Source organism: Wolbachia endosymbiont (group A) of Epistrophe grossularia (genome assembly GCF_947251435.1).
GTDB lineage: Bacteria > Pseudomonadota > Alphaproteobacteria > Rickettsiales > Anaplasmataceae > Wolbachia > Wolbachia pipientis.
The window spans coordinates 431002-454549 of the sequence record NZ_OX366363.1 but is presented as its reverse complement, the minus strand read 5'-3'; the positions used below and the strand labels follow the sequence as shown (position 1 = coordinate 454549).

The 23548-nt window shown below is 34.6% G+C and carries 17 protein-coding genes and 2 pseudogenes; 8 read left to right on the top strand and 11 right to left on the bottom strand.

The window, feature by feature from the left end:
* Nucleotides 1-65: 65 nt before the first annotated feature.
* From pstC to OPR28_RS02075, 3 genes are all read left to right on the top strand, one after another.
* A complete protein-coding gene (gene pstC / locus OPR28_RS02085; protein WP_038199744.1) occupies nt 66-1154 on the top strand; it encodes a phosphate ABC transporter permease subunit PstC in 1089 nt (362 codons plus the stop codon).
* 101 nt (nt 1155-1255) lie between these two features.
* Nucleotides 1256-2683, top strand: a complete 1428-nt coding sequence (gene atpD, locus OPR28_RS02080) for a F0F1 ATP synthase subunit beta (RefSeq protein WP_265023757.1) — start codon at nt 1256-1258, stop codon at nt 2681-2683.
* A gap of 12 nt (nt 2684-2695) precedes the next feature.
* Nucleotides 2696-3040, top strand: coding sequence for a F0F1 ATP synthase subunit epsilon (locus OPR28_RS02075; protein WP_065095371.1), 345 nt, complete (start codon nt 2696-2698; stop codon nt 3038-3040).
* Nucleotides 3041-3608: 568 nt separating this feature from the next.
* Here the strand turns inward: OPR28_RS02075 and OPR28_RS07105 are convergent.
* Nucleotides 3609-3820: pseudogene (locus OPR28_RS07105) on the bottom strand (IS3 family transposase); the annotation flags it as partial.
* Between the two features lie 62 nt (nt 3821-3882).
* Between OPR28_RS07105 and OPR28_RS02065 the strand changes: the two are divergent.
* Nucleotides 3883-4741 (top strand): IS630 family transposase gene (locus tag OPR28_RS02065; RefSeq protein WP_265023237.1). Its coding sequence is split into 2 segments (ribosomal slippage): nt 3883-4208 and nt 4207-4741, totalling 861 coding nucleotides; the frame shifts between segments, so codons are not numbered across the junction.
* A 31-nt stretch (nt 4742-4772) separates the two neighbouring features.
* Here OPR28_RS02065 and OPR28_RS07100 read toward each other — a convergent pair.
* Nucleotides 4773-5538: pseudogene (locus OPR28_RS07100) on the bottom strand (IS3 family transposase); the annotation flags it as partial.
* A gap of 105 nt (nt 5539-5643) precedes the next feature.
* A complete protein-coding gene (locus OPR28_RS02045) occupies nt 5644-6354 on the bottom strand; it encodes a class II aldolase/adducin family protein (RefSeq protein WP_182320803.1) in 711 nt (236 codons plus the stop codon).
* 280 nt (nt 6355-6634) lie between these two features.
* Between OPR28_RS02045 and OPR28_RS02040 the strand changes: the two genes are divergently transcribed.
* Nucleotides 6635-7258, top strand: a complete 624-nt coding sequence (locus OPR28_RS02040; protein WP_077188561.1) for a DEAD/DEAH box helicase family protein — start codon at nt 6635-6637, stop codon at nt 7256-7258.
* Here the strand turns inward: OPR28_RS02040 and tsaB are convergent.
* The 3 genes from tsaB to OPR28_RS02025 all read right to left on the bottom strand — a co-directional run bounded on the left by tsaB (nt 7253) and on the right by OPR28_RS02025 (nt 10095).
* Nucleotides 7253-7837, bottom strand: a complete 585-nt coding sequence (gene tsaB / locus OPR28_RS02035; RefSeq protein ID WP_077188562.1) for a tRNA (adenosine(37)-N6)-threonylcarbamoyltransferase complex dimerization subunit type 1 TsaB — start codon at nt 7835-7837, stop codon at nt 7253-7255. The genes OPR28_RS02040 and tsaB overlap by 6 nt on opposite strands.
* Nucleotides 7837-8967 carry a dicarboxylate/amino acid:cation symporter gene (locus OPR28_RS02030; RefSeq protein ID WP_265023756.1) on the bottom strand — a complete coding sequence of 377 codons (1131 nt, stop codon included), beginning with the start codon at nt 8965-8967 and terminating at the stop codon, nt 7837-7839. Before OPR28_RS02030 ends, tsaB begins: the two co-directional genes overlap by 1 nt.
* A gap of 138 nt (nt 8968-9105) precedes the next feature.
* On the bottom strand, nt 9106-10095 hold the full coding sequence (locus OPR28_RS02025) for a ribonucleotide-diphosphate reductase subunit beta (protein ID WP_182320796.1): 990 nt from the start codon (nt 10093-10095) through the stop codon (nt 9106-9108).
* Between the two features lie 131 nt (nt 10096-10226).
* Here OPR28_RS02025 and OPR28_RS02020 point away from each other — a divergent pair, with 131 nt between their 5' ends.
* Nucleotides 10227-10565 carry an outer membrane protein assembly factor BamE gene (locus OPR28_RS02020; protein ID WP_006279908.1) on the top strand — a complete coding sequence of 113 codons (339 nt, stop codon included), beginning with the start codon at nt 10227-10229 and terminating at the stop codon, nt 10563-10565.
* 184 nt (nt 10566-10749) lie between these two features.
* On the opposite strand, the gene OPR28_RS02015 is transcribed toward OPR28_RS02020, so the two are convergent.
* Nucleotides 10750-11370 (bottom strand): hypothetical protein, encoded by a 621-nt coding sequence (locus OPR28_RS02015; RefSeq protein WP_006279909.1) that lies wholly within the window; start codon nt 11368-11370, stop codon nt 10750-10752.
* A 171-nt stretch (nt 11371-11541) separates the two neighbouring features.
* On the opposite strand from OPR28_RS02015, the gene OPR28_RS02010 reads away from it, so the two are divergent.
* Nucleotides 11542-12573, top strand: coding sequence for a PDDEXK nuclease domain-containing protein (locus tag OPR28_RS02010; RefSeq protein ID WP_077188564.1), 1032 nt, complete (start codon nt 11542-11544; stop codon nt 12571-12573).
* A 195-nt stretch (nt 12574-12768) separates the two neighbouring features.
* A complete protein-coding gene (recO, locus tag OPR28_RS02005) occupies nt 12769-13491 on the top strand; it encodes a DNA repair protein RecO (RefSeq protein WP_265023408.1) in 723 nt (240 codons plus the stop codon).
* 144 nt (nt 13492-13635) lie between these two features.
* Here recO and OPR28_RS02000 read toward each other — a convergent pair whose 3' ends face one another.
* The 4 genes from OPR28_RS02000 to OPR28_RS01985 are packed head-to-tail and all read right to left on the bottom strand — an operon-like array spanning nt 13636 to nt 22727.
* Entirely contained in the window at nt 13636-15018 is a 1383-nt protein-coding gene (locus OPR28_RS02000) for a PleD family two-component system response regulator (RefSeq protein WP_265023407.1), read from the bottom strand.
* Nucleotides 14990-15286, bottom strand: coding sequence for a Sec-independent protein translocase subunit TatB (gene tatB, locus OPR28_RS01995; protein ID WP_012673088.1), 297 nt, complete (start codon nt 15284-15286; stop codon nt 14990-14992). The genes OPR28_RS02000 and tatB overlap by 29 nt, the downstream gene beginning before the upstream one ends.
* 4 nt (nt 15287-15290) lie before the next feature.
* A complete protein-coding gene (locus OPR28_RS01990; protein WP_265023406.1) occupies nt 15291-20024 on the bottom strand; it encodes an NAD-glutamate dehydrogenase in 4734 nt (1577 codons plus the stop codon).
* Between the two features lie 27 nt (nt 20025-20051).
* The gene (locus OPR28_RS01985) at nt 20052-22727 is read right to left on the bottom strand and encodes an ATP-dependent Clp protease ATP-binding subunit (protein ID WP_082246123.1); all 2676 of its coding nucleotides are present in this window, start codon (nt 22725-22727) and stop codon (nt 20052-20054) included.
* Nucleotides 22728-23548: the final 821 nt, after the last annotated feature.

The following is a 23548-nucleotide window of genomic DNA, read 5'->3' as shown; positions in this document are numbered from 1 at the left end:
TTTATTGTCAAATAATGGTGAACTTGTATGACATTTTCGTAGAATAAAATTTGATGCATGGAAGAATGAATTCGGTGATAGTCATACCTGTCTTACTAATCCTTTTATTTTGTTTTAGTAGGTTTCAAGAAGTAAATAAGGTTAAATCTTATCTATATCTTAGTTGTGTATGGATGCTAACTTGGTTGTTAGTATTCTATAATAATTGTTTTGTAACTTTTATTTCTATAGCGTTACTTTTTTTCATGCTTGCTTTTATCTTTAAAAATAAAAGAAATAAGATAATAAAACTTTCGTTATTTGTGGCTTTGGCCATATCATTTTTTATCACTTTATTTATAATGCTGTCTATTTTTATTCAATCCATTAGTTTTTTTAATAAAGTAGCTATTTCAGAATTCTTGTTTTGCTTGAAATGGGGCCACAATGTAGTCACTATCAATGAAGAGAAGATAGGATGTTTTGGTATAGCGCCGCTTTTAGTTGGTACATTACTTATAACTATTATAGCAATGTTAGTTGTCGTTCCGCTTGGTTTATTTTCTGCAATATATATTAGTGAATATGCGAGTGAGAAAGTGCGTTATATTGTTAATACAACTTTGCAAGTTTTGTCTGCTATTCCTACGGTTGTATATGGATATTTCGCGGTTGTGTTTTTGTCTTTCTTTATAAAGCAGGTAGCAAATTTTTTTGGTTTAAGTATACACTCAGAAAGTGCCTTAGTTGCCGGTTTATCGATTGGGATAATGATTCTTCCTTTTATTATTTCTTTACTCGAAGATGCCATAAGATCTGTTCCAAAAAGCTTGCGTTATGGCTTCATGGCACTTGGTGCAACTCCAGCGGAAACTATATGGCATATAACAATACCTTATGCAATGCCTACAATTTTAAGTGCAATTTTATTGTCAATTTCAAGAGTGATAGGTGAAACAATGATTGTGCTAATGGCTGTGGGAATCAACGCAAATTTGACTTTTAACCCTCTTAATTCAGTTACTACCATTACCGTGCAGATCGCTACATTACTTACCGGAGATCAGGATTTCAATAGTGTACAAACTCTTGCTGCTTATGCGCTTAGTTTAGTATTGTTTATTATTACTTGGCTATTAAATGCGTTTGCATTGTTTGTAATGAAGCGTAACTAGTAAGCGTTTTAATGTTGCAAAATTTCTATTAATAATATAAAATTTATTTTCTTTAGAAGTTCTTTTATGGAATTATAGTGTTAGGTGATAAAAATAAAGAGATGAATATAGGTAGAGCGATTAAGGTAACTCAAGCAGTTGTTGATATAAAATTTGAAGGTGAATTGCCTAAAATATTTAATGCTTTAAAAAGCAAACTAAAATATAAGGATAAGGAGCTGGTTTTAGAAGTTTCGCAGCATATAGGTGACAATATAGTTCGTTGTATTGCTATGGATAGCACAGATGGCATGTCAAGGGGGGATGAATTTGTTGATACAGGTGCACCAATATCGGTGCCAATTGGGCGTTCAACTTTAGGAAGGATTTTTAATGTTGTTGGAGAGCTTATAGATGAGTGTGGTCCACTGAAGGGAAAATATAACTTAGAGCCTATACACAGAGCACCTCCAAGTTTTACTGAACAGAGAATACAGGAAGAAGTTTTAGTTACGGGAATAAAAGTTATAGATCTTCTTGCACCTTATCTTAAAGGAGGAAAAATTGGCTTATTTGGTGGAGCCGGTGTTGGTAAAACAGTCCTAATAATGGAATTAATTAATAATATAGCAAAAGCTCATAAAGGATTTTCTGTGTTTGCCGGGGTAGGGGAGAGAACGCGTGAAGGTAACGATCTTTATCACGAGATGATCACTTCAAATGTAATAAATATAAATGAGCATGAAAAATCTCAAGCTGTTTTGGTTTATGGTCAGATGAATGAGCCTCCTGGAGCAAGGGCTAGAGTTGCTTTAACAGCACTTACTATGGCAGAGTATTTTCGTGACCGTGAAAACCAAGATGTTCTATTTTTTGTGGATAATATCTTTAGATTTACACAAGCTGGTTCTGAAATTTCTGCTTTACTTGGAAGAATACCGTCAGCTGTTGGTTATCAGCCAACCCTTGCAACTGATATGGGTGCAATGCAAGAAAGAATAGCTTCAACAACTTCTGGCTCTATTACTTCTGTGCAAGCTATATATGTTCCTGCGGACGATTTAACTGATCCAGCTCCAGCAACTACGTTCTCTCACCTTGATGCCACCACAGTGTTGTCAAGGCAAATAGCTGAAATGGGAATATACCCTGCTGTTGATCCACTTGATTCAACTTCTCAGTCTTTATCTGCTGAAATCATTGGTGAAGAACATTATAAGGTAGCTTCTGAGGTGAAACGTATATTGCAAACTTATAAATCACTGCAAGATATTATCGCAATACTTGGTATGGATGAGCTATCTGATGAAGATAAAATTATTGTTGATAGGGCTCGTAAGATTCAGAAATTTCTTTCTCAACCTTTTCACGTTGCAGAAGTATTTACTGGCATGCCTGGTAAATTTGTTTCACTTTCTGATACTGTTTCCAGTTTTAAAGGGATTGTTGAAGGCAAATATGATCACTTACCAGAGGCTGCTTTTTATATGGTGGGGAATATAGATGAAGCAATAAAAAAGGCTGAATTAATACAAGCTGAAGCTAAATAAAAGTTAAAGATTATGAATACTTTTAAAGTGCAATTTTTCTCTCCTGATGATCAAATTTCATTCAGTGGAGTGGTTTCTCTTTCAGTAACTGGGCTCGAAGGGGAGCTTATGATTTTAGCTCACCATGCTCCTTACTTAATTTATTTATTGCCTGGTATGATTACTGTTAAAATGAGTAACCAAACAGAAAAGAAGGTTGTAATTGATAGTGGCGTATTAGAAGTTGCAAGTAATAATTGTAGCATTATAACAAGTCAAATTCAGGTTTTTGATCGTGCAATTCATGATGAGAAATCGTTTAAAAATAAGAGAATTAGTATATACTTAAGTTATCTTGATGAGAAGTTTCTTTCTTAGTTATTTTAGGCAAAAAGTCAATTATCATTCAAGTGGCTATAAGATTTTTGCTCAGGGGGCTCTTTTTTGTCATCCCAGAAACCCCGGGGTGTCATCCCAGTGTCGGAGTACTTTAGGTGTATGATCCCAGAGTGTGATGGTATGGGACCATACACCTAATCAAATAAAAATTAAAGAAGGAGAGTTGGTTGTAACGGTTGGAGATAACGACTTTGTTTTACCTGGAATTTACGTTGGATAAACTACAAAAAATAACAGGTAAAAATCAACGTAAATTTAAGATAAATCGATTTTATTAGTATTATCAAATCAAAATCTGTTTTTAATTAATCAATAATACTTTTTTACATATTTTCATCCCCTTTCATGGATTTTTTAATTTTATAGATGATATCTAATATTATTAGAAGCATTGTAAAATATCTTATGAGAAAAATTATAAAATATATTAGCATTATTGGTATTGCATGTTTGACCTTACCCAGAAAAAGTAGAGAGAAAGTTAAGACGTTTTTATCATGAGAATAAATTGTGCAGGAATGCAATAGTTAATAGTAGAATGTCTACGTTATTTGTTATAAAAGATTTCTATGTATTCAAATATGGCAGTTCTGGTTTGTTGAGCGAGAAGTATCAATAAGCAGCTCCCTTTTAAGTGAACTTTTCTGCAACAGAGTTATCGTAACAACAGCCCTTATGGCTCATGCTGGAAATGATGTTTTTTGTATTCAATAGAAATTGGTAATTTTGAGAGGTATACTGTGACCCTTGATCGCTATGTATAGCTCTTCTCATAATAATCCAAATAAGGTAAGATATGGATTTATGGTAGTGGGGTTTGTATGCCAGCAGCGTATAGTTATGACTTAAGGAAAAAAGCAATGGAAGCATTGGATGAGGGAGAAAGTAGAGCAACTGTTGCCAAGAGATTTAAAATTGGAAAAACGACTTTATATGAGTGGCAGAAAAGGCGTGAGGAAACAGGAGATTTTCAGTCAAAAAAGCCTGGAAGCGTAGGATATAACCATAAAATTACCGACTGGAATGTCTTCACCGAATTTGCAAAAAACCATGGCGGCAAAACTCAGTCAGAGATGGCTAAACTCTGGGGCAATATCAGTCGACAAACGATTCACCGCGCACTTAAAAATATTGGCTTTACAAGAAAAAAAGACCTACGGATATAAAGAAAGAAATGAAGAAAAGCGAGCTCAATTTGCAAAGGTTATAGCAACAAAATATCCTGAAAATCTTGTATATATTGACGAATCTGGGATAGACAATACAGAAGACTACCCATACGGATATTGCAGAAAAGGAGAGAGGTTTCATTCACTAAAATCAGGTAAAAAAACTCAGCGTGTCAGTATGATTGCAGCTCTAAATAAAAAGAAAATCATTGCTCCATTGACCTTTGAGGGATACTGCAACAAGGATGTTTTTGAGGCTTGGTTTGAGCAGTTTTTGACTCCAATTTTAAGGTCTGGCCAAACTGTAATTCTTGATAACGCTGCTTTCCATAAATCTAAAAAAATCGATGATCTTGCTAAAGGAGTAGGTGCTGAAATTCTTTATCTTCCTCCATATTCTCCAGACTTTAACGAAATTGAGCATCATTGGTTTGCTATAAAGAACAGAGCTAGAAAAAATATCCCTATTTTTCAGTCTTTCCGTCAAGCTGTTGATTCTGCTTTTTTATGATTTGTTCTGACTATTATGAGAAGAGCTATAACAGCAGATTTTTATCGGGTTTGCGTTTATCAACGGCCATCAATAAAGAATCTATAACTAATTATCATGTTACTCATTAACCACCATGCGTGAATATAGGTCAATTATTGCCGCCAACAACCTTCTTTAGTTTTTATGTAGGTAATCCCAAACTTTATTTGGCTGATCAGTAGTAAAATTTTGATCCAATGTGTTCGGAGCCACAACTCGGTTGCTTATTTGCTGTTTTTTATTTTTGAACCTTCGTCTAAGCTTGGCTTTAATGCCATTTTCTTGCATAACACTTTGTACTGTTTTAATTTTTGCCTAAAGCTTTTAATTCAGCGTGAATTTTAGGAGCTCCATATCTGCATTTAGAAGCTTGATGTATTTTTTGAATATCTGCTAGAAGCCCTTCTTTTGCTAATTCTTTACTGCTTTTTTCCTTAGCAACCAATACCACCAGTACAAAACCCTACATAGTTCCTGTGTTTTATAGCAATTTCTATATAAAAGAATACTTTACTCTTTTTCTTTGCCCAGGGCTTTTTTTAAAATGTCTCTTTCTCTTGTTAGTTCTTTTTTTAGATCAAATCTTTCTTTGTCATAAGGAGCCTTTGCCTGGAAATGCGTATGCTCCAGACATTTTTCCATCATATTTTCTTACTTAACATACTGCCATCTATACCTAGATCTTTTGCTATTTTTGTACTTGCTTGACCTGTTTCTTTAACCAGCTTAACAGCTTCTAATTTGAATTCTGCTGTATATTCTCTTCTATTTGTCATATTTTGAAAAAACGTTTTATTTTACTCCAAAAACGTCTTAACTTTCTCTCTACTTTTTCTGGGTAAGGTCACTACTTGGATGACAGATAGTAGTGCGAAAGTCTCTTACAACTTACTTTTAATTAGTCTAACCCATGCGTGCCAATCCCTCTCACCAAGATTGCTTTCAAAAGATAGGAGATCCTTTACAGCTTTTGAGCAAATTTCTTCACTTGGAATTGATAACTCCTTATTCATTGCTAACGTTAAACATTGAGTTTTGCACGCTTGTTCTAAATGATACGTGTAAAACATTGCTTCTTGTATAGTCCGACCACACGTTATAGATCCATGATTACGCATTAACATGACAAAATTTTCTTTCAGATCAGCTATTAACCTCTTTCCTTCTGTATCGCTAAGTGCTAGGGAATTATAATTATGGTAAGAGATTTTATTGTAAAAGTGCAGTGCCCATTGACTTATAGGAAGCAGCCCATCTTTGAGAGAAGAAACCGCTACAATAGAAGGTGTATGCAAGTGAAAAATTGCTTGAATATCTTTCCTTGCTTGATAAACAAAACCATGAATTATATAGCCAGTTCTATTATATTGATATTCTTTGCCTTCAATTACATCTCCATCAAATGATACTTTCATTAACGAACGTTCATCTACTTCATCAAAACGCATACCAAACGGATAAATATAAAACGACTTTTGATCTTCAGAACGCACTGAAAGGTGAGTATATGTATGATCATCGAACTTAAGGTAGGACAAAATCTGATAGGCATAGACTAGATCCCTTTTTACTCTGCTCTTTGTTAACAACACAATCCTCTGTTAGAATCTTCTGAAGGTTTATACGCGAAAAGAGACTTGTAGTAAACTAATAAGTCTATGCCACTCTGTCTTGCTTTCTGAATACCAAACACTTTTGTGTTGTAGCTTGCTTAAAAATAGTTATCGTTATTATAGAGTTTATATACAGAATTTATGTTTTTAAATTACATAATATCTTAACTACAAAAATAATTTTCTATATAATATTTCATATGTTTTAAAGCTTCATTTTTATGTTATTATAAATGTAAGTTTCAAGATTGAAAATAATATGGTAAATATTAACACAAAAAAACAGCCAGCAGGATTTTTCATATATCTCTCTGGTCTTTCGGGAAGTGGTAAACTTTCCACAGCAATAGAATTATCTAATATGATAAACGCATTAATTGTAAATAGTAAGTTCTATAACAATGTTCAAGCTTGCTCTATATACGATGGTGTCTTTGAACGTGATCAAATACCTAAAGAAGTTCAAGATAGAATATATGGCATTATGCAAATTATGCTTCAGGTAATAGAAAATTATCCGATTCACTCAAAAAATTACATATTTATTGATGAGTTGATGGAAAATAATGACCAGAACATGAGGATGTATGATTCAATAGTAAGGCTTAGTAAAAAAATGAACACAGAAATCCTTCCTGTGGTACTTAGGTGTGATCTACCGACATTACAAAAGCGTATTGCATTAAAAAGGCAAAGAAAAAATAGGAAGGTGATTAATCTAAATAGCATGATAGAGCAATGTAGGATTAACAATTTATTTACACCACCGAGTGCTATAGAGATAGAAAATTCAAATATGAGTATAAAAGAAGTAGCTCAAGAGATAGTAAACCAGATGCACAAGCTTAGCCAAATTGCGTGTATGCAAAAAAATAGTCTATAGCAATTTCATATACTGAGGCTCATTTAAATATAGAGCTTCAACTTCATTTAATTTTTGCTTGTTCTTTAGTCTATAATGAACTAATAGCCCTGCATGGCTAGCATTTAAATTGCAATCCATATGTGTACTGCTTGTAGCGTGACCAGGGTCACATGCTGCAGTTGGACCAGACAGCGGCAATAAATTGAAATCAAATAACTGTGTATAAAACCCTTGAGCATTTTTGATTATAGCTCTGATATTTTTTTTGCTATTTGCACAAAGCAAAGATATTGCGTAGGCTTGAACTTCCAGCGCACTAACCCCGTATAACGGCTTATTTGTAGCAAGATTTATACCTTGTGCAGCTGATATGCCAACTCTAATTCCAGTGAAACTTCCTGGTCCAACTACTACCGCCAAATGATCTATTTTATCATAATTATAGTTGTGCTTATCAAATAAAGTACTTAGTATTTGAAAAAATGATTCTGCATGACTATTGCTGGTGGAATTGTGCTCTACAAAACAGTTACCATCATAATCAACTATTGCTATTGAACTACCAATACCTACAGTATCAATCGCTAAAATAGACATTACTTAAGCTTATCATAGAGTTTTGAAAATATCATAGTAAAGGCACCATTACCCATAACATTTGCTGAAGTGATTATTGGATCAAACACTATATACAATGCTGTGATTAACGAAAGCATTTCTGGAGAAAATTTGAGGTATTTCTCAAGAATAGGTAGCATTACCATAATTCCTCCTGCCGGCACTGCAACGATAGCAAACTTAAATAACAAAAAATAGAGAAGGAAAGTTACATAGTCTGTTGTGCACAATGAATAACCGGAGGCAATTATCATTGATAATATTATGATAAAAAAGCAATCACCTACTAAATGAAAGCTAGCAGTTATTGGCACAACAGACGATGCTATGTCAGGTTGCTTTACATTTTTTTTGCTTCCTTCAAGACTAAGAGTCATAGTTGCATTACTAGACATTGTGCTCATCGCAGTAATAAATGCCGGTATCATATTGCCTATACTAGCTATCCAGCTTGTGATCTTGAATGAATTTGCTGCTCCATATAAGAGGAAAACATAAAGGTAGGTTGCAGATGCTATAATAATGAAAATTATTGAGTAATCCTTAAATATTATAGATAAAACTTGATCATGCTGCATTTTTAAAGCAAGCCCAAGTACAAATATTGGAATAATCGGCGTCAAAAACGTCTTCAAAATAAAGAGAGTTAAATCTAACATTTTGTTCGAAAGCTCTTTGCTTTTCTTGGGTAGCAGTGTGGACACTACTATGCTGGACACAAATCCACAGGCAAGGGCATAAAAATTAGAAAGCAATGCAGGCAGCCTAAACGACCATAAGGGAACAATTGTTTCTTCATACGTTATATCTTGTATTGAATGAGTGTTTTGTATGATGAAATGCCCAACAGAATAAGCTATTAAACTTGAAGCCAGATTTGACAAGAAGATCATTATAATAAGTAACAATATGAACTTTATAGCTGACTGCTTAAGATTGTTAACACTGCTAAAGATTAACGCAAAAATAATAAAAGGCATTATAAATAGCAAAACCTCTTTTATACTCAGGCTCGTTGAGTACAAGAAGGTTTTTGCTTCCATTGGAACTAAATGACCAAAGAATGCAACTGAAGTGATGACCGTGAGTAAGATTAATAGTTGTAGCACGTTCTTATATACCAATGTCCTATGGACATATATATGGTAAGTTAGTTGTTAAGTAAAGCAAAACTGTCTAAACTGCACAGCAAATGGTGTAATGAAAGTAGCTGACACTGGAATGACAAAGAAGAGTGAAATTAGCACTCACTTATTATTCGTGTCGTTTTCAGTAAAAGCCTCCTCCCATGTGCCTTGAGTTGCTGCACGGCTATACTCTGTTACTCTATTTTCAAAGAAATTCGTATGTTCCACGCCATTTAGTATTTCATCAAGCCACGGAATAGGATTATCATTAACATCATATATGGACTCAAGACCTAATTGCATTAACCGTCTGTTTGCTACGTAGCGTATGTAATTGCGCACTTCTTCTGCAGATAGTCCTTCAACGTCTCCGAAATTAAAAGCAAGCTTTATAAACTCATCCTCAAGCTCAACAATAGTGCGGCATGCAGAATATAATTCCTCTTTAAACTCATCGTTCCAAATTTCATTATTCTCTTTAATAAATGTATTAAATAACATAATAATTGAATTGGTGTGCAAAGTTTCATCACGGGCTGACCAGGCAATTATTTGTCCCATGCCTTTCATTTTTCCAAAGCGTTGAAAATTGAGCAAAATTGCAAATGATGCGAATAACTGCAACCCCTCGGTAAATGCACCAAACACCGCTAGAGTTTTAGCTACATGTTTTTTATCGTGTTTTTTGCTTTCCTCGAATTCTAACATGTATTCATACTTCTTTCTCATAGCATCATACTTTAAGAATGCTTGATACTCGCTTTCTGGCATGCCAATTGTGTCTAAAAGATAAGAATAAGCTGCAATGTGTATAGTTTCCATATTGGAAAAGCTTGCAAGCATCATGCATATTTCTGTTGGCTTAAATATATTTGAATAATGCCTCATGTAGCAGTTATTTACTTCAATGTCTGCCTGAGTAAAGAATCTAAAAATCTGAGTTAGTAGATTTTTCTCTACGTTTGAAAGTTTAGTTTTCCAATCCTTTACGTCATCAGCAAGCGGAACTTCCTCAGGTATCCAATGGATTCTTTGTTGCTGCAGCCACGCATCATACGCCCAAGGGTAATTAAAAGGTTTGTATATTGGATCTGCTTTTAACAATGACATAAGACACCTATTATTTTCTAAAGTAAATATTATATTAAGTGATATTGAGAATCAGTCAATTTAACTTTTTTGAAATTTGACGGCAGATAATTTATTAGTGTATTATAGCTTCAAGTAATTTATCAACAGAAATGCGAGTATTAATATCTTTTATTTTATTATTTACAGTGAGCTGCACTCACACTATTCACAATCACGGAGCTCCTGGCATTAGTGTTGAATTGTGGAGCAAGATAAAAGTAGGTGACGATAAAGAAAAAGTGGTTCACACTTTAGGATCACCAACATTAGTATCAAAGTTCGATGACAATGTTTGGTACTATGTCTCATATAAAATTAAACAAGCCAATTTTTTAGGAAAAAGGAAGTATAGTAGTAAGTCTCTGCAAATTTCATTCGACCAGGACGGTAAAGTTGAAGATACAAAAGAAACTGACATCTTAGAGAGATCTTTGGCTGTTTCTGATTGAAAGTTTGCTAACTATAGAGTTTTTCTCACTCTTCTTTGCATCCAAGAACCGTATAACGTCATCCCAGTGTCAAGCACTGGGATGACACCATTTGTTGTAAACTCACTTTTACTCTATGGTTATACTACCTTGCTGCTATCCTGAACGGATACAGTGGGCTTATTAAATTATAGAATTACTTTAGCTATAGAATAAAGTCTAGTGTTACTTCACGCCAAATGTGGTGGTGCTGAGTAGGCAAGCCGGTTAATGGGCTACATTTATATACTGCACGCATTGCGTTATCTGCTATCGACCTGAAAAGTGGATTATTTCGATAGGAATCACTATCTGCTACATCCGCCATAATTATCTCGCCTTGACTGGATAACAATAAGTTAATTTTTATATTAAAATTTTCTTTGTAAGCTATGCTTTCAGGAATGCTCCAGCATTTTGTGAGCTTGTCTCTTATAGAGTTAATAATTTCTGTTACAACTAATTCATCCTTTTTGCTCTCAACGCTTTTTTCGTTTCCTATTTCATTTTTTGCCCCTCTAACATCCCTTCTTAGTTTTTTCTCTACACTTTTTTTTCTTTTTGGAATTGGAATGAATTCTTTACCCTCGTTAATAATGACTTCTTCTTGCATTTCGATAATTTGCCTCGGTTGTGCTACAACAGTGTGCTCAACCAATTCTTTTTTCCTTTGTGGTATAGGAACAACTGACGTATCATTCGTTTGGGCTTTTGTTGAAGGTAACGAAAAAAGCAGAAAACAACATAAAGACAAAAAAAGAATATAATTAGAATAGAAAAAACGCATATGTTAAGCAGCTTGTTTTACTGGTTTAAAGCTAATATTGCACATAAAGTCAATATATTTTAGTTGATGGACAACTTTGAAGTCAATAAGGAATCCCTTCAAAGTTGCAGGCAAGCGAAAGATTGTCTTCTCGACAGACAAAGAATTGTATAATGGATTAAAAGGGACCGTATGACAAAAATTATAGGAAAAGAATATACAGAACTTTTAGAGCAGTTGAAAGATCGTATTGCAACAAACCGTTATAAGGCAGCACTTGCAGTAAATAGTAAGCTTATTTTGCTTTACCACCATATTGGTACAGAGATCCTAAAACGCCAAAAAGAACATACCTGGGGAGCTAAGGTAATTGATCAATTAAGTAAGGATTTGAGAAGTACATTTCCAGAAATGAAAGGCTTTAGCACGAGAAATCTGAAGTATATGCGTAAGTTTGCCGAAGAATATCCTGATGTTGAATTTGTGCAGGAGCCTCTTGCACAATTAACTTGGTATCACAATATCACTCTTTTGGAAAAAATAGAAAGTCATGAAATAAGATTATTTTATGTAAAAAAAGCTATTGAACATGGCTGGTCACGTAACATTATGGTGATGCAGATAGAACTTGGACTACATAAACGTCAAGGAAAAGCAATAACTAATTTTAAAGAAAAATTACCATCTCCACAATCCGATCTAGCACATTACACATTAAAAGATCCGTATATTTTTGATTTTTTAAGTATAGGTAAGGATGCTCATGAAAGAGAAGTAGAAAAAGGACTCGTAGGGCATATGGAAAAATTTCTGTTAGAACTCGGTGAAGGATTTGCATTTGTTGGTAGACAATTTCATTTAGATGTTGGTAATAAAGACTTTTATATTGATTTATTATTCTATCATTTAAAGTTACGTTGCTTCGTAGTGATTGAACTAAAAGATAAGGATTTTAAGCCGGAATATGCTGGTAAAATGAATTTTTATCTTTCTGCAGTTGATGATTTACTGAAGCACTCGACAGATCAACCTTCTATAGGGTTAATCTTATGTAAATCTAAAGACGATGTACTTGCTAAATATACACTCAAAGACATAAATAAACCAATAGGATTAGCGGAATATCGAATAACTGAAAATCTACCAGAGAACATAAAAACAGCTTTACCGACGATAGAAGAATTAGAAGCTGAATTATCCAAAATTTCAGATAAGGAAAAGTAATGGTTACTAAAATCATTCAAACAATTATTTAGCAAACCAAAAGCTCAGCATGGAGGCTCAGGAAGAAGAGTGGCAGCCAATAACTTACTCTCTCATAGCCTTGAAACTTTGGAATAGTAACGGAGTAAGTGATTTTTATGGATTACAAGCTCTAGGTGTACTATCCTATAATATCATACGGTCAATACACTCTAAATGAGATGGAAAGATGAAGGCATCATTATAGCTGCTAAAAAATACGGCGATAAAAACTTAATTCTTTCTCTGTTTACAAAAAGTCATGGAAAGCGCAGGGGATTAACTAAGCTAACAAACAATAGCAATTATAAGTTTCAGATAAGTAATCTATTACATGCAGAATGGAGTGCTAAGTTACCTGAAAATCTAGGTTTTTTTAAGTGCGAATTAATCGAATCTTCATTCCATCATTTCTTTCAAGATAGGTTAAAAAGCATTACTATTGTTTCTTTCTCCTCTATTTTAGAAAAAGTGCTTCCAGAAAGTGAACCCTGTGCCATGCTGTATGACAATTTTCGATATTTCATCGATGTAATTAAACACAACAATCAGTCTTGGCAAAGCCATTATCTTAACTTAGAGCTTCTGCTTCTTACGCAATTGGGATTCAAGTTAGACTTATCCAAATGCGCTGTAACAGGTGTTAAGGAAAATCTGCAATTTATTTCTCCAAAAACTGGTAGAGCAGTGTCAAAAAAAGTAGGAGATTATTATGCAGATAAACTCCTACCTTTTCCACAAATGTTGCATGATGTATACAATAATACCCTACAAAACAGCTACTCATTCCAAGAATTTCAGTTAGGACTGAAAGTCACAGGATATTTTTTAAATAAGTATCTATTTTTGCAGTTAAACGTGAAATTTCCAGAGCTGAGAAACCTCATGTTGTCGCTTTAATCTTAGTTATCATTTTTTTGAAATCATTTCAGAAATCTATAGCTAACCCAAGCAACACGTCATACCGCGATTCATTCGCGGTATCTCAGCATAGATTCCGCTCACGAGTAGTGGAATGACGGTTGTCGGTAAACTTAAGCCACTTTAGCTATAGCCAGTAACCACTCTATTTCTACCACTGTTTTTTGCTTTATATAAATATCTGTCAGCACGTACTATAAATTTTTTAATATCATCAAAGTCAGATCCTTGCATTTCTGCAATTCCAATGCTCACAGTTACATTATGGGTTGTATTTTTATCCGCAAGTACAAAAGGTTCTTTAGCAATAATTTTTCGTATTCTCTCCGCAATAGTATACGCATCTGATACATTGGTATCTGGCATTACAACAACAAACTCCTCACCACCAAACCTAGCTAGTAAATCTGTCACTCTGATATTTTCAGAAATTCTTTTCTGTATTTGCTTTAAAAGTTCATCTCCAGCACTATGCCCAAAACTGTCATTCACTATCTTAAAATAGTCTATATCAAGTATCATAAGAGACAACCTTCTATCCTTTTCCACAGAGTCCTTAACAATGTTTCTTAAGTGTGCATCAAAATATCTTCTATTATAACAGTTAGTTAATGGGTCCTTTATAGACATTTCCGCATTATTAAATAAATTCATTCTCAAGGCATCTTGATATCTTTTGCGTTTTACTTGCGAATTAACCCTTGCTATTAGCTCACCCTCATCCAAAGGTACTGTTAAATAATCATTAGCACCTACATCAAGTGCTTTTACTAAATTGTTTTTATCATAATCCTCAGAAAGAATTAGAATTGGTGTATAACGTGTTTCCACCTTACTACGAAACCCAGAACACAAACGCAAGCCGTCAGTTTTGGAAAACTGCATATCAGAAATGATCAAGTCGTAATTATCCTTAATACCAACCTTTAATGCCTCTATTGGATCACTCAGTATTTTAATTGACCTAAAGCGTTGCTTTAGTACATTATATATTTGCTCTGCCTGAAAGACGTCCTCATCTACAACAAGTATGTTAGCATCAAAAATCTGATTGGAATAATCCATAATACTGTTTCCTGCTACTCCGCCAATCTCAGCGTTGGTTTCTCCTCTTAAACGCAATTCATCTATAATCATTTTTAAGCGCGTGAGAGACTTAATTCGTGCAGATAAAGCAGTTTCGTTTATTGGTTTAGTCAGAAAATCATCCGCGCCAGCATTAATACCTTGCACTCTATCATGAGTGTCATGCAGTGCAGTTACCATAATTATTGGAATATGGGTTGTCAAGGGATCACTCTTTAGCTCCTTACAAACTTGAAAGCCATTCATCTTTGGCATCATGATATCAAGTAATATAATATCAGGCTGTTGCTTTGCTACTAAATCTATAGCTTCTTCACCATCATGAGCTACGATAACCGTATAGTACTCTGCTTTTAGTCGAGCTTCTAAAAGCTTGACATTAGATAGTACATCATCTACTACCAGAATCTTCGCTGTCATTATCTTTAGATGTATTATCTATATCATAAGTAGGATAAAGCTTACCATTTTTACCAACTATGTAATTTACTTTCTCAGTATTACACTCTTTATATAAGTCTTCAATTCCGGCATCCTTCAATAACCTTTTGGCTTTTGACTTTACAATTGTAAAATACCTATATATAGTCTTAATAAAATCAATAAATACAGGTACCTTATTTTTATCAAGAACAATTATGCTCACTAAAGCTACAACTAAAATTTCTGAAAGACCTATATTGAACATTTTCCTATGAAGCAAGTACTTTAATCCTTCTGATTATAAATATTAATTTGCTTAAATCAAGTTTAGAAGCAACCATCTCATCTAAAAAACTATTATAACGTTCTATGTAGTCCTTATCATTACAAGCCCAGGTTTGAACCTTATCTTCGGGGTTATCAGTAGCTTTTATGACTTTAACAGCTAGCTTGTGATGGTAATTGCTTAAATCGTCCAATAAATCATTAACTAAGCTGCGATCCCAATAAGAAGAGCGGCTTTTCATCTTGATGGCAATTGTTCTAATCAGATCGAATCTTAACAGCGACTTTAACTCAAAGTATATTTTACCAGCATCAAGAATGGACAAAGATGTCTGTTCAGCAACAGATATAATATCCAGTGCATAAGTAAGAACGCACAGGTCAGCAATTTTTTTTGCTAGATCTTTATCTATATTAAGTTCCACTAAAGAAGTGTATCCATGATTATAGACCTTTAACAGGTGTTCATCTAAAACATCATGGCCTAAAGTTTCAATTGCATCTTTAAATTTTGTAACATCATCCAATTCTACAAAGCTAAGATTTTTTACTAACCAAAACGATACTCTGCCAATAAATTTCTGCACATTTCTCACTATTTGCAAGTATGAGTTAATATCAATTTTTCCATCCAATTCATCAATTTTCTGCCACAGGTTATTTAAATCATATAGGTGGTTAACAACGATATATATGTTAACTGCTTCGTGTACCTTAATTCCAGTATTCTCAACTAAATTATTAATAAATATACAGCCCATCCTATTTACAACATCATTTGCAATGCAAGTGGAGATAATTTCTCTACGAAGTTGGTGTTTTAATATGAAATCCTTAAACTCTGTTAACATCTTTTTAGGAAAATAACCTAGCAAGTAGTCATTAGATATAAGATCTTTTTCAGGCAGATCGGAATGTATAATTTTATTTTTTATTGCTGTTCTAGCATAAGATATTAGAATAGAAAGCTGAGGAGAACTGAAACCTTCTGCACCGGTTAACATCCTTGCTACCTCTTCGTCAGCTGGAAGAAATTCTACGCTTCGGTTTAACAGCCCAGATTTTTCTAAACTGAGCAGTAACCTGTGGTCCTGCTCCAATCTCTCTTTAGCTTGCAAACACTCAAGAAGTAATGCTTTTGTTTCAATTCTGTTGTGGTTCTCAAGCACCTTGGATGCAACTTCATCCACCATACTTGCCAGTATTTCATTCCTTTTTTCTAAAGAAATACCCCCTGCTTTCATAGCTGAAACAAATGCAATCTTAATGTTAACTTCAAGGTCCGAACATATCACTCCGGCTGAATTATCAACAAAATCTGCATTGATATATCCACCTCTTTCAGCATATTCTATTCTTCCAAGCTGTGTGCATCCCAAATTTCCGCCTTCTATAAACATAGAAGCTCTAATATCCTTACCGTTTACTCTTAATTCATCGTTTGCTTTGTCACCGACCATGCTATGATTTTCACTCTTTGCCTTAACAAACGTGCCGATTCCTCCGTTCCATATGAAGTCCACTTCTGCTTTGAGTAGATATCTAATCAAATCACTTGGAAATAACGTATCTTCCGTTATATCAAAGCATTTTTTCATTTCTTGAGAAATGTTTACTTGCTTGCTGCTACGCTCAAATACTCCTCCACCCTTAGAAATCAAATCTTTATTATAATCCATCCAAGTTGAAAATGGTAACTCAAAGAGACGTTTACGCTCTGTGAAACTCTTTTCTGCATCAGGGTTTGGGTCAACAAAAATATGCATATGGTTAAATGCGCCGATTAAATGTATATTTTTTGAAAGCAGCATACCATTTCCAAATAAGTCGCCAGCCATATCCCCAATTCCAATAACAGTTGCATCCTGGTAAATATCCTTATTCATTTTCCAAAAATGCCTCTGTGCTGCAATCCATGCACCTCTGGCTGTAATACCCATTTTTTTGTGATCATAACCTGCTGATCCACCAGATGCAAATGCATCTCCAAGCCAAAAATTGTATTCAGAGGCTATCTGGTTGGCATAATCAGAAAATGAAGCAGTGCCTTTATCTGCTGCAACTACCAAGTATGGATCGTCTTCATCATACCTAATCACATTCTCTGGTGGAATTATTTCACCATCAACCACGTTATCAGTAATATCAAGCATTCCTCTAATAAAACTCTTATAGCACTCAACACTTTTCTCTCTTAAAATATTCTTATCTTTATAAGCTTGCTTTATTACAAATCCACCCTTTGCACCAACAGGGACAATAACCGCATTTTTTGTCATCTGAGCTTTCATGAGCCCCAAAACTTCAGTGCGAAAATCTTCCGTCCTATCCGACCACCTTAAGCCACCACGGGCTAATTTCCCTCCTCTTAGATGTATTCCCTCAAAAAGGTTTGAATAAATATACAATTCACGATACGGACGAGGATCAGGTAAACCATTTATTTTACTTGAGTCAAATTTTGTAGATAAATATGGTTTATCGTCTTGATAATAACTGGTCCTTAAAATAGCCATTATCAAGTTAAATATCGAGCGCAAAACGTAATCATGTGAAACATTGCTGATCTCTTTTAGAAGTTCCTCAATTTTTTCTCTGACAATGTCCGTAGTTTCTGCTCTATCAATGTCTATGTTAGGATCAAATCTTGCATGAAATAGTTGTATCAAATACTTTACTATTTTTGGATGCTCTGAGACTACCTTTTGGATATATTCTGGATTGTAGTTAAATGACGTCTGCTTTAGGTAAGCACTTAACGCTCTAACCAGAAGCACTTCTTTCCACTTGAGCCCAGCAATAATGATCAAACTATTGAAATAGTCATTTTTAATTTCCTTGCTAAATACTTTTGCAAGCGTTATTTCAAATTGCTCTTTTAGAGTAATGTTGTCTATTAATTCATCGACTCTTGACAACACAAAATGGTGTATCCATATTCCGCCGTTAATTTCTATGTAATAGCCATTATGAGATAGAATCTTAGCTCCCAAATTCTTAGTGATCCTTAATATCTTCGATAATTCAAGGCCTCCATTGCTTGGAGTATAAACCTTTAATTGATAATTAAGATTATCACGAGTAAGTCTTAAATCGACCTCGCTAACTCTTTTTTTCCTCACTATCTCCAATTTTTTCATATCGTAATATGCGTCATGAGGTTCGAAACTCTCTTGATAGCTTATTGGAAATGCCTTGCAATAACGGATGAATATATCCTCAACAGTGCTAAAAGTATTATATAAATTGTCTATAAAACGATCTTCCCATTTTTCCGTAATGTTCCTTAATTTGTTTTCGATACGCAAAACTTCATCATCAGGAACACTAGCGTTTTTAGCCTTTAGCACCACGTGCAATTTCATTAAGTCATATTCGTTTATAATGTGGTGGTTATAAATATCTGAACTTTCTGCATTTATCTCATCCTTCAATATATTGCTTATCTTGAGCATTAGCCTGGAGCTAGCATAACGCATCGGTATCAGCACTATACAACTAGTAAACGCTCCCTTACTTCTTAAGCATAACTTGACTCTTGGTCTTATTGCAAGGGACATAATAGAAGTACAAATTTGAAATAATTCTTTCTCATTAGACTGGAACAATTCATCACATGAGAATACTTGTAAAATATAAATTAGAGCTTTGTTATTGTGGCCCCCGGTTACAAACCCTGCACTTTTTTCTATAACTTTAACTTTATCTCTTATTATTGGAATAGTTCGAATATCTTGGACCTCCGCTACAGAAGTAAATAGCCCGAAAAAACGCCGTTCCTTTACCACATTACCCTGGTCATCAAATTCTTTTACTCCTATACAATTCATGTATGTACGCCGATGGACTATTGAGATTAGATCTGATCTCAATATGTATAGGGAATCAAGGTTTGCAGAAGGAATCAACGTACTTTGACCTACTCTCATCAGGCCAAGGTCCTTTTTGCCATCACAGACGAGTTTTTCATCTTTACCAGCAATATATTCTTGATAACCTAGAAATACAAAATTATTATTCTTTAACCAAACTAGAAAATCTTTTTGCTCTTGATTTCGGTCTGGTGTCATTCCAGTGCGTGACACTGGAATCCACGTGTCCTTTTCCTGGATCCCAGTATCAAGTACTGGGATGACAGAAAGACTTGCCTCATCAAGTTTCTTAAGCATTAAGTGCCAATCTTTCACAACACAATTAACTGCTTTCAGCGTTTTTTGTAGAGATTCTTTTAATGTATCAACAAAACTGTCACTTATACCTTTGATAATTACATATATAACTGACTCTTTTATTCCATTACTTTCTTCCAAAGGGTAAATCTCATCTATTAGGCCATCTTTTCTTTTAATGTTAATTATGCTGTTGCTGTAATAGCATATGGTTAAATCGTGCGACTTAATAGTTGCAATAACGGAGTCAACCAAAAATGGCATATCATCGTTTGTTATCTTAATCGTGGTAAAATCGCCTTCTATTCCTGGTATATCATCTATATTACTTACTACTAACTTACTTTCATCTTTCTCTTTTTGAGAAACAAAATTGTAAGCATCGTTTACAATATATAGCAAAAACTTATCATTGGCTTTTAGGTCGCTTTTATAAACAAAACTATAAAAATACTTAATAAATTTTTTAATTTTTTCTTTATCTTGCTGATTTTCTTGATCAGCTAACTTAAATAAAGACTCAGTGTCAACATTATGATCTATACACATTTTTTTTAACAAAAATACACAGTGAACTTAAACCTTTTTAACTAAGATTTCATTATCAAGAGCGTACACTATTAGTTCATCATTTTCTACTACTTCCCCTGATAAAACTAATTTAGCTAAATTATTTTGAATACACTCTTGTATCACCCTTTTTAGGGGCCTTGCTCCATATTCAGGGTCATAGCCAGTTTGTGCTATTAGTTCTTTAGCTTCCTGCGACAAACTTATACTCAGTTTACGCTTAGCAAGTGTTTTTTGTAAATAAGAAAATTGAACATCTATAATTTTATAGATGTCATTTCTGGTTAAACTGTGAAATATAATAATTTCATCCAGTCTGTTTAAAAATTCTGGACGAAATGTTGATTTAACTATTTGCATCACTTCGCTTTTTACAGAGTTAGCAACTCCTCCTTCCGATGTCATTCCAGCGCGTGACGCTGGAATCCACTTTTTTTCCTGGATCCCAGTGTCAGCTACTTGGATGACAGAGGGCTTTTCAAGAGGGCTATTTTCTTTTGCTCCTTTAAGCATTATCTCAGCACCAAGGTTAGAAGTTAAAATCAGTATGGTATTGCGAAAATCAATTAATTTGCCATGACTATCAGTGAGTCTACCCTCATCCAAGATCTGTAGCAATAGGTTAAATATATCAGGATTTGCCTTTTCTATCTCATCAAATAAGATTACCTGATATGGTCTTCTCCTCACTGCTTCAGTTAATCTGCCACCTTGTTCATAGCCAACATACCCTGGAGGCGCGCCAATTAACTTTGAAACAGAATGTTTTTCCATATATTCTGACATATCAAAACGCAAAAGCGCTGATTGATCGTCAAACAGAAATTCAGCAAGGGCTTTTGCCAATTCTGTTTTTCCAACTCCGGTTGGACCCAAGAATAAGAATGAACCAAAAGGTCGATTAGTATCTTGCACACCAGAGCGAGAGCGCCTAACTGCATTACTTATCGCTTCTATTGCATCTTTCTGCCCTATTACTCTTCTTCCTATTTCATTCTCCATGTTGAGAAGTTTTTCCTTTTCGCTGTGCATCATGTTATCAACTGGAATTCCTGTCCACTTTGAAACAATGTTTGCAATATCATCTCCAGTCACTTCTTTCTTTAAGAAACTATCAGTAACCTTTTCCTGATTTTTTAATTCATTCTCAAGCTGAGGAATCACACCATACATCAGCTCTCCTGCTCTTCCCAAATTCCCACTACGCTGAACTAATTCCAACTCTTTTCTAGCGTTATCTAATTTTTCGGCTGTTTCTTGTATTCTAGCTATTTTATTCTTTTCCATCTGCCATTTGCTGTTCAAGTCAGCAAATTTACTGTTTAGATTTTCGATCTCTTCATTTATCTTTTTTAAACGCTGTTTAGAATTTTCATCACTTTCTTTTTTTAAAGCCTCTGCTTCAATCTTTAGCTGTATAACCTTTCTCTCAAGTTCATCAATAACTTCAGGCTTGCTATCCATTTCAATTCTCACCCTGCTTGCTGCTTCATCAATCAAATCAATTGCTTTATCAGGTAAAAACCTATCTGTTATATATCTATTGGACAACGTTGCAGCAGCAATTATTGCACCATCTGTAATTCTTATACCATGATGCACCTCATATCTTTCCTTCAAACCCCTGAGTATTGAAATGGTATCAGTTTCAGTTGGTTGAGAGATAAACACAGGCTGAAAACGCCTTGCAAGTGCAGGATCTTTTTCTATATGCTGACGATATTCATCTAAAGTTGTGGCTCCTATACAGCGAATTTCTCCACGCGCAAGAGCAGGCTTCAGCAGATTCGAGGCATCCATTGCACCACTTGTTGCTCCTGCTCCAACTAAAGTGTGCAATTCATCGATGAATAATATAATTTTTCCCTCCGCTCTCGAAATCTCATTAATCACTGCTTTTAACCTTTCCTCAAACTCTCCTCTAAACTTAGTGCCAGCAATTAGTGCTCCAAGATCCAAAGCTAAGACCTTTGCATCATGCAAACCAAGTGGCACATCGTTTGCAACAATTCTATTTGCAAGCCCCTCAACTATTGCAGTTTTTCCAACACCAGGTTCACCGATCAGCACTGGATTATTTTTTGTCCGCCTCAGTGATACCTGCATAGTTCTTCTGATCTCTTCATCACGACCAATTACAGGATCAAGCTTTCCTTGCATAGCAAGCTCTGTAACATCTTTTGTATATTTCTTTGCCGCGTTTAATTTTTCCTCACTGTTTGGCGAGTCCGCACTGCTGCCCTTTCTCATTTCTGCAATAACTGAGTTCAGTTTTTGTAGAGTCACACCATTCTCTGCCAGAATTTTGCCTACAGTATCATCTTTTTGTGCAGTGAGGCCCTGTAGTAAACGCTCAACAGCAACAAATGAATCTTTATTTCTTCTTGCAATACCAATTGAATCTTCAAAAACTTTTGCTATTTCTCTTGAAAGTTGAAGGCCACCACTTCCTGGACCTTCAATTACTGGCAACTTTTTTATTGCGCTATCCACAGCATCAGAAATACTTTGCACACTTCCACCACAAGCGTTTATCAAATCCTGAACTAAACCTGATTCATCTTCAAGCATCACTTTTAGTAAATGCTCAGGCATAAAAATCTGATGCCCAGCTCCCAACGCTTTCATTTGAGCACTTTGAATTAGACTTTTTGCTTTTTCGGTAAATTTATTTAAGTCCATAACACCAGTTAAATTCGTATTTGCTGATGTATATAACAACTGATTTCATAAATTTAAACCTAAAGTTGTTTATTGTTAGGTATGAAATTTAAAACTTTCTTAAAAAAGGAACTATCATAGTAACCATACAAATATCTTGTATCTCAAGACCTTTGGTTTTTGTTGCTGAAAATGGTTGTATTATTTAAGTTATTAACAATATACAATACTAAGTTAATGTAATTTATTTGGAGATGACAGGAAAATTTATTGTAACTTTATATTCTAAATAGAATAAAGTTCTTTTGTTAGTATTGTCCTTTTTGTAAAAAATATTCCTAATTTCTTCATCATTTCTGTGGGTAAGGTCATCTGCTTCTCTACCTCAAGTGGTTAACAAAGTTTCTTGTCACGAGGGACCAAATGGAAATCTGCTCGTTTTCACGCGAATTAATGTTACAAATTCTATACATTTCGTTACAAAATGGCATTCGCTTTCTCCATTATCCTTTACCTGCATTTTCATCAGCGTTCCTTGCGGTTTGCTTGCCATATAGGCGGAAATACAGTCTTACCCTGTTCCTTCTGTCATACAACAGTGGGTTAGGTGACTTCTCTATACCGGTGATTTGCGTACATCCAGAAATGAAAAATGTCACATTACCTTTTGGTCGGAGCTTATCAGCATCTTTAGCTCTTTAATCGTTACGATACTTATGAAGCTTCACTTACGTTCACCATACCACTAAGCCTAGCTCTCCAACCACATGATGCTTGTAGTTTATGCTCCTTTCACGATTGAGCATCTTCTTTTTCAAGAGGAGGTTCATTGTCCGCATCGC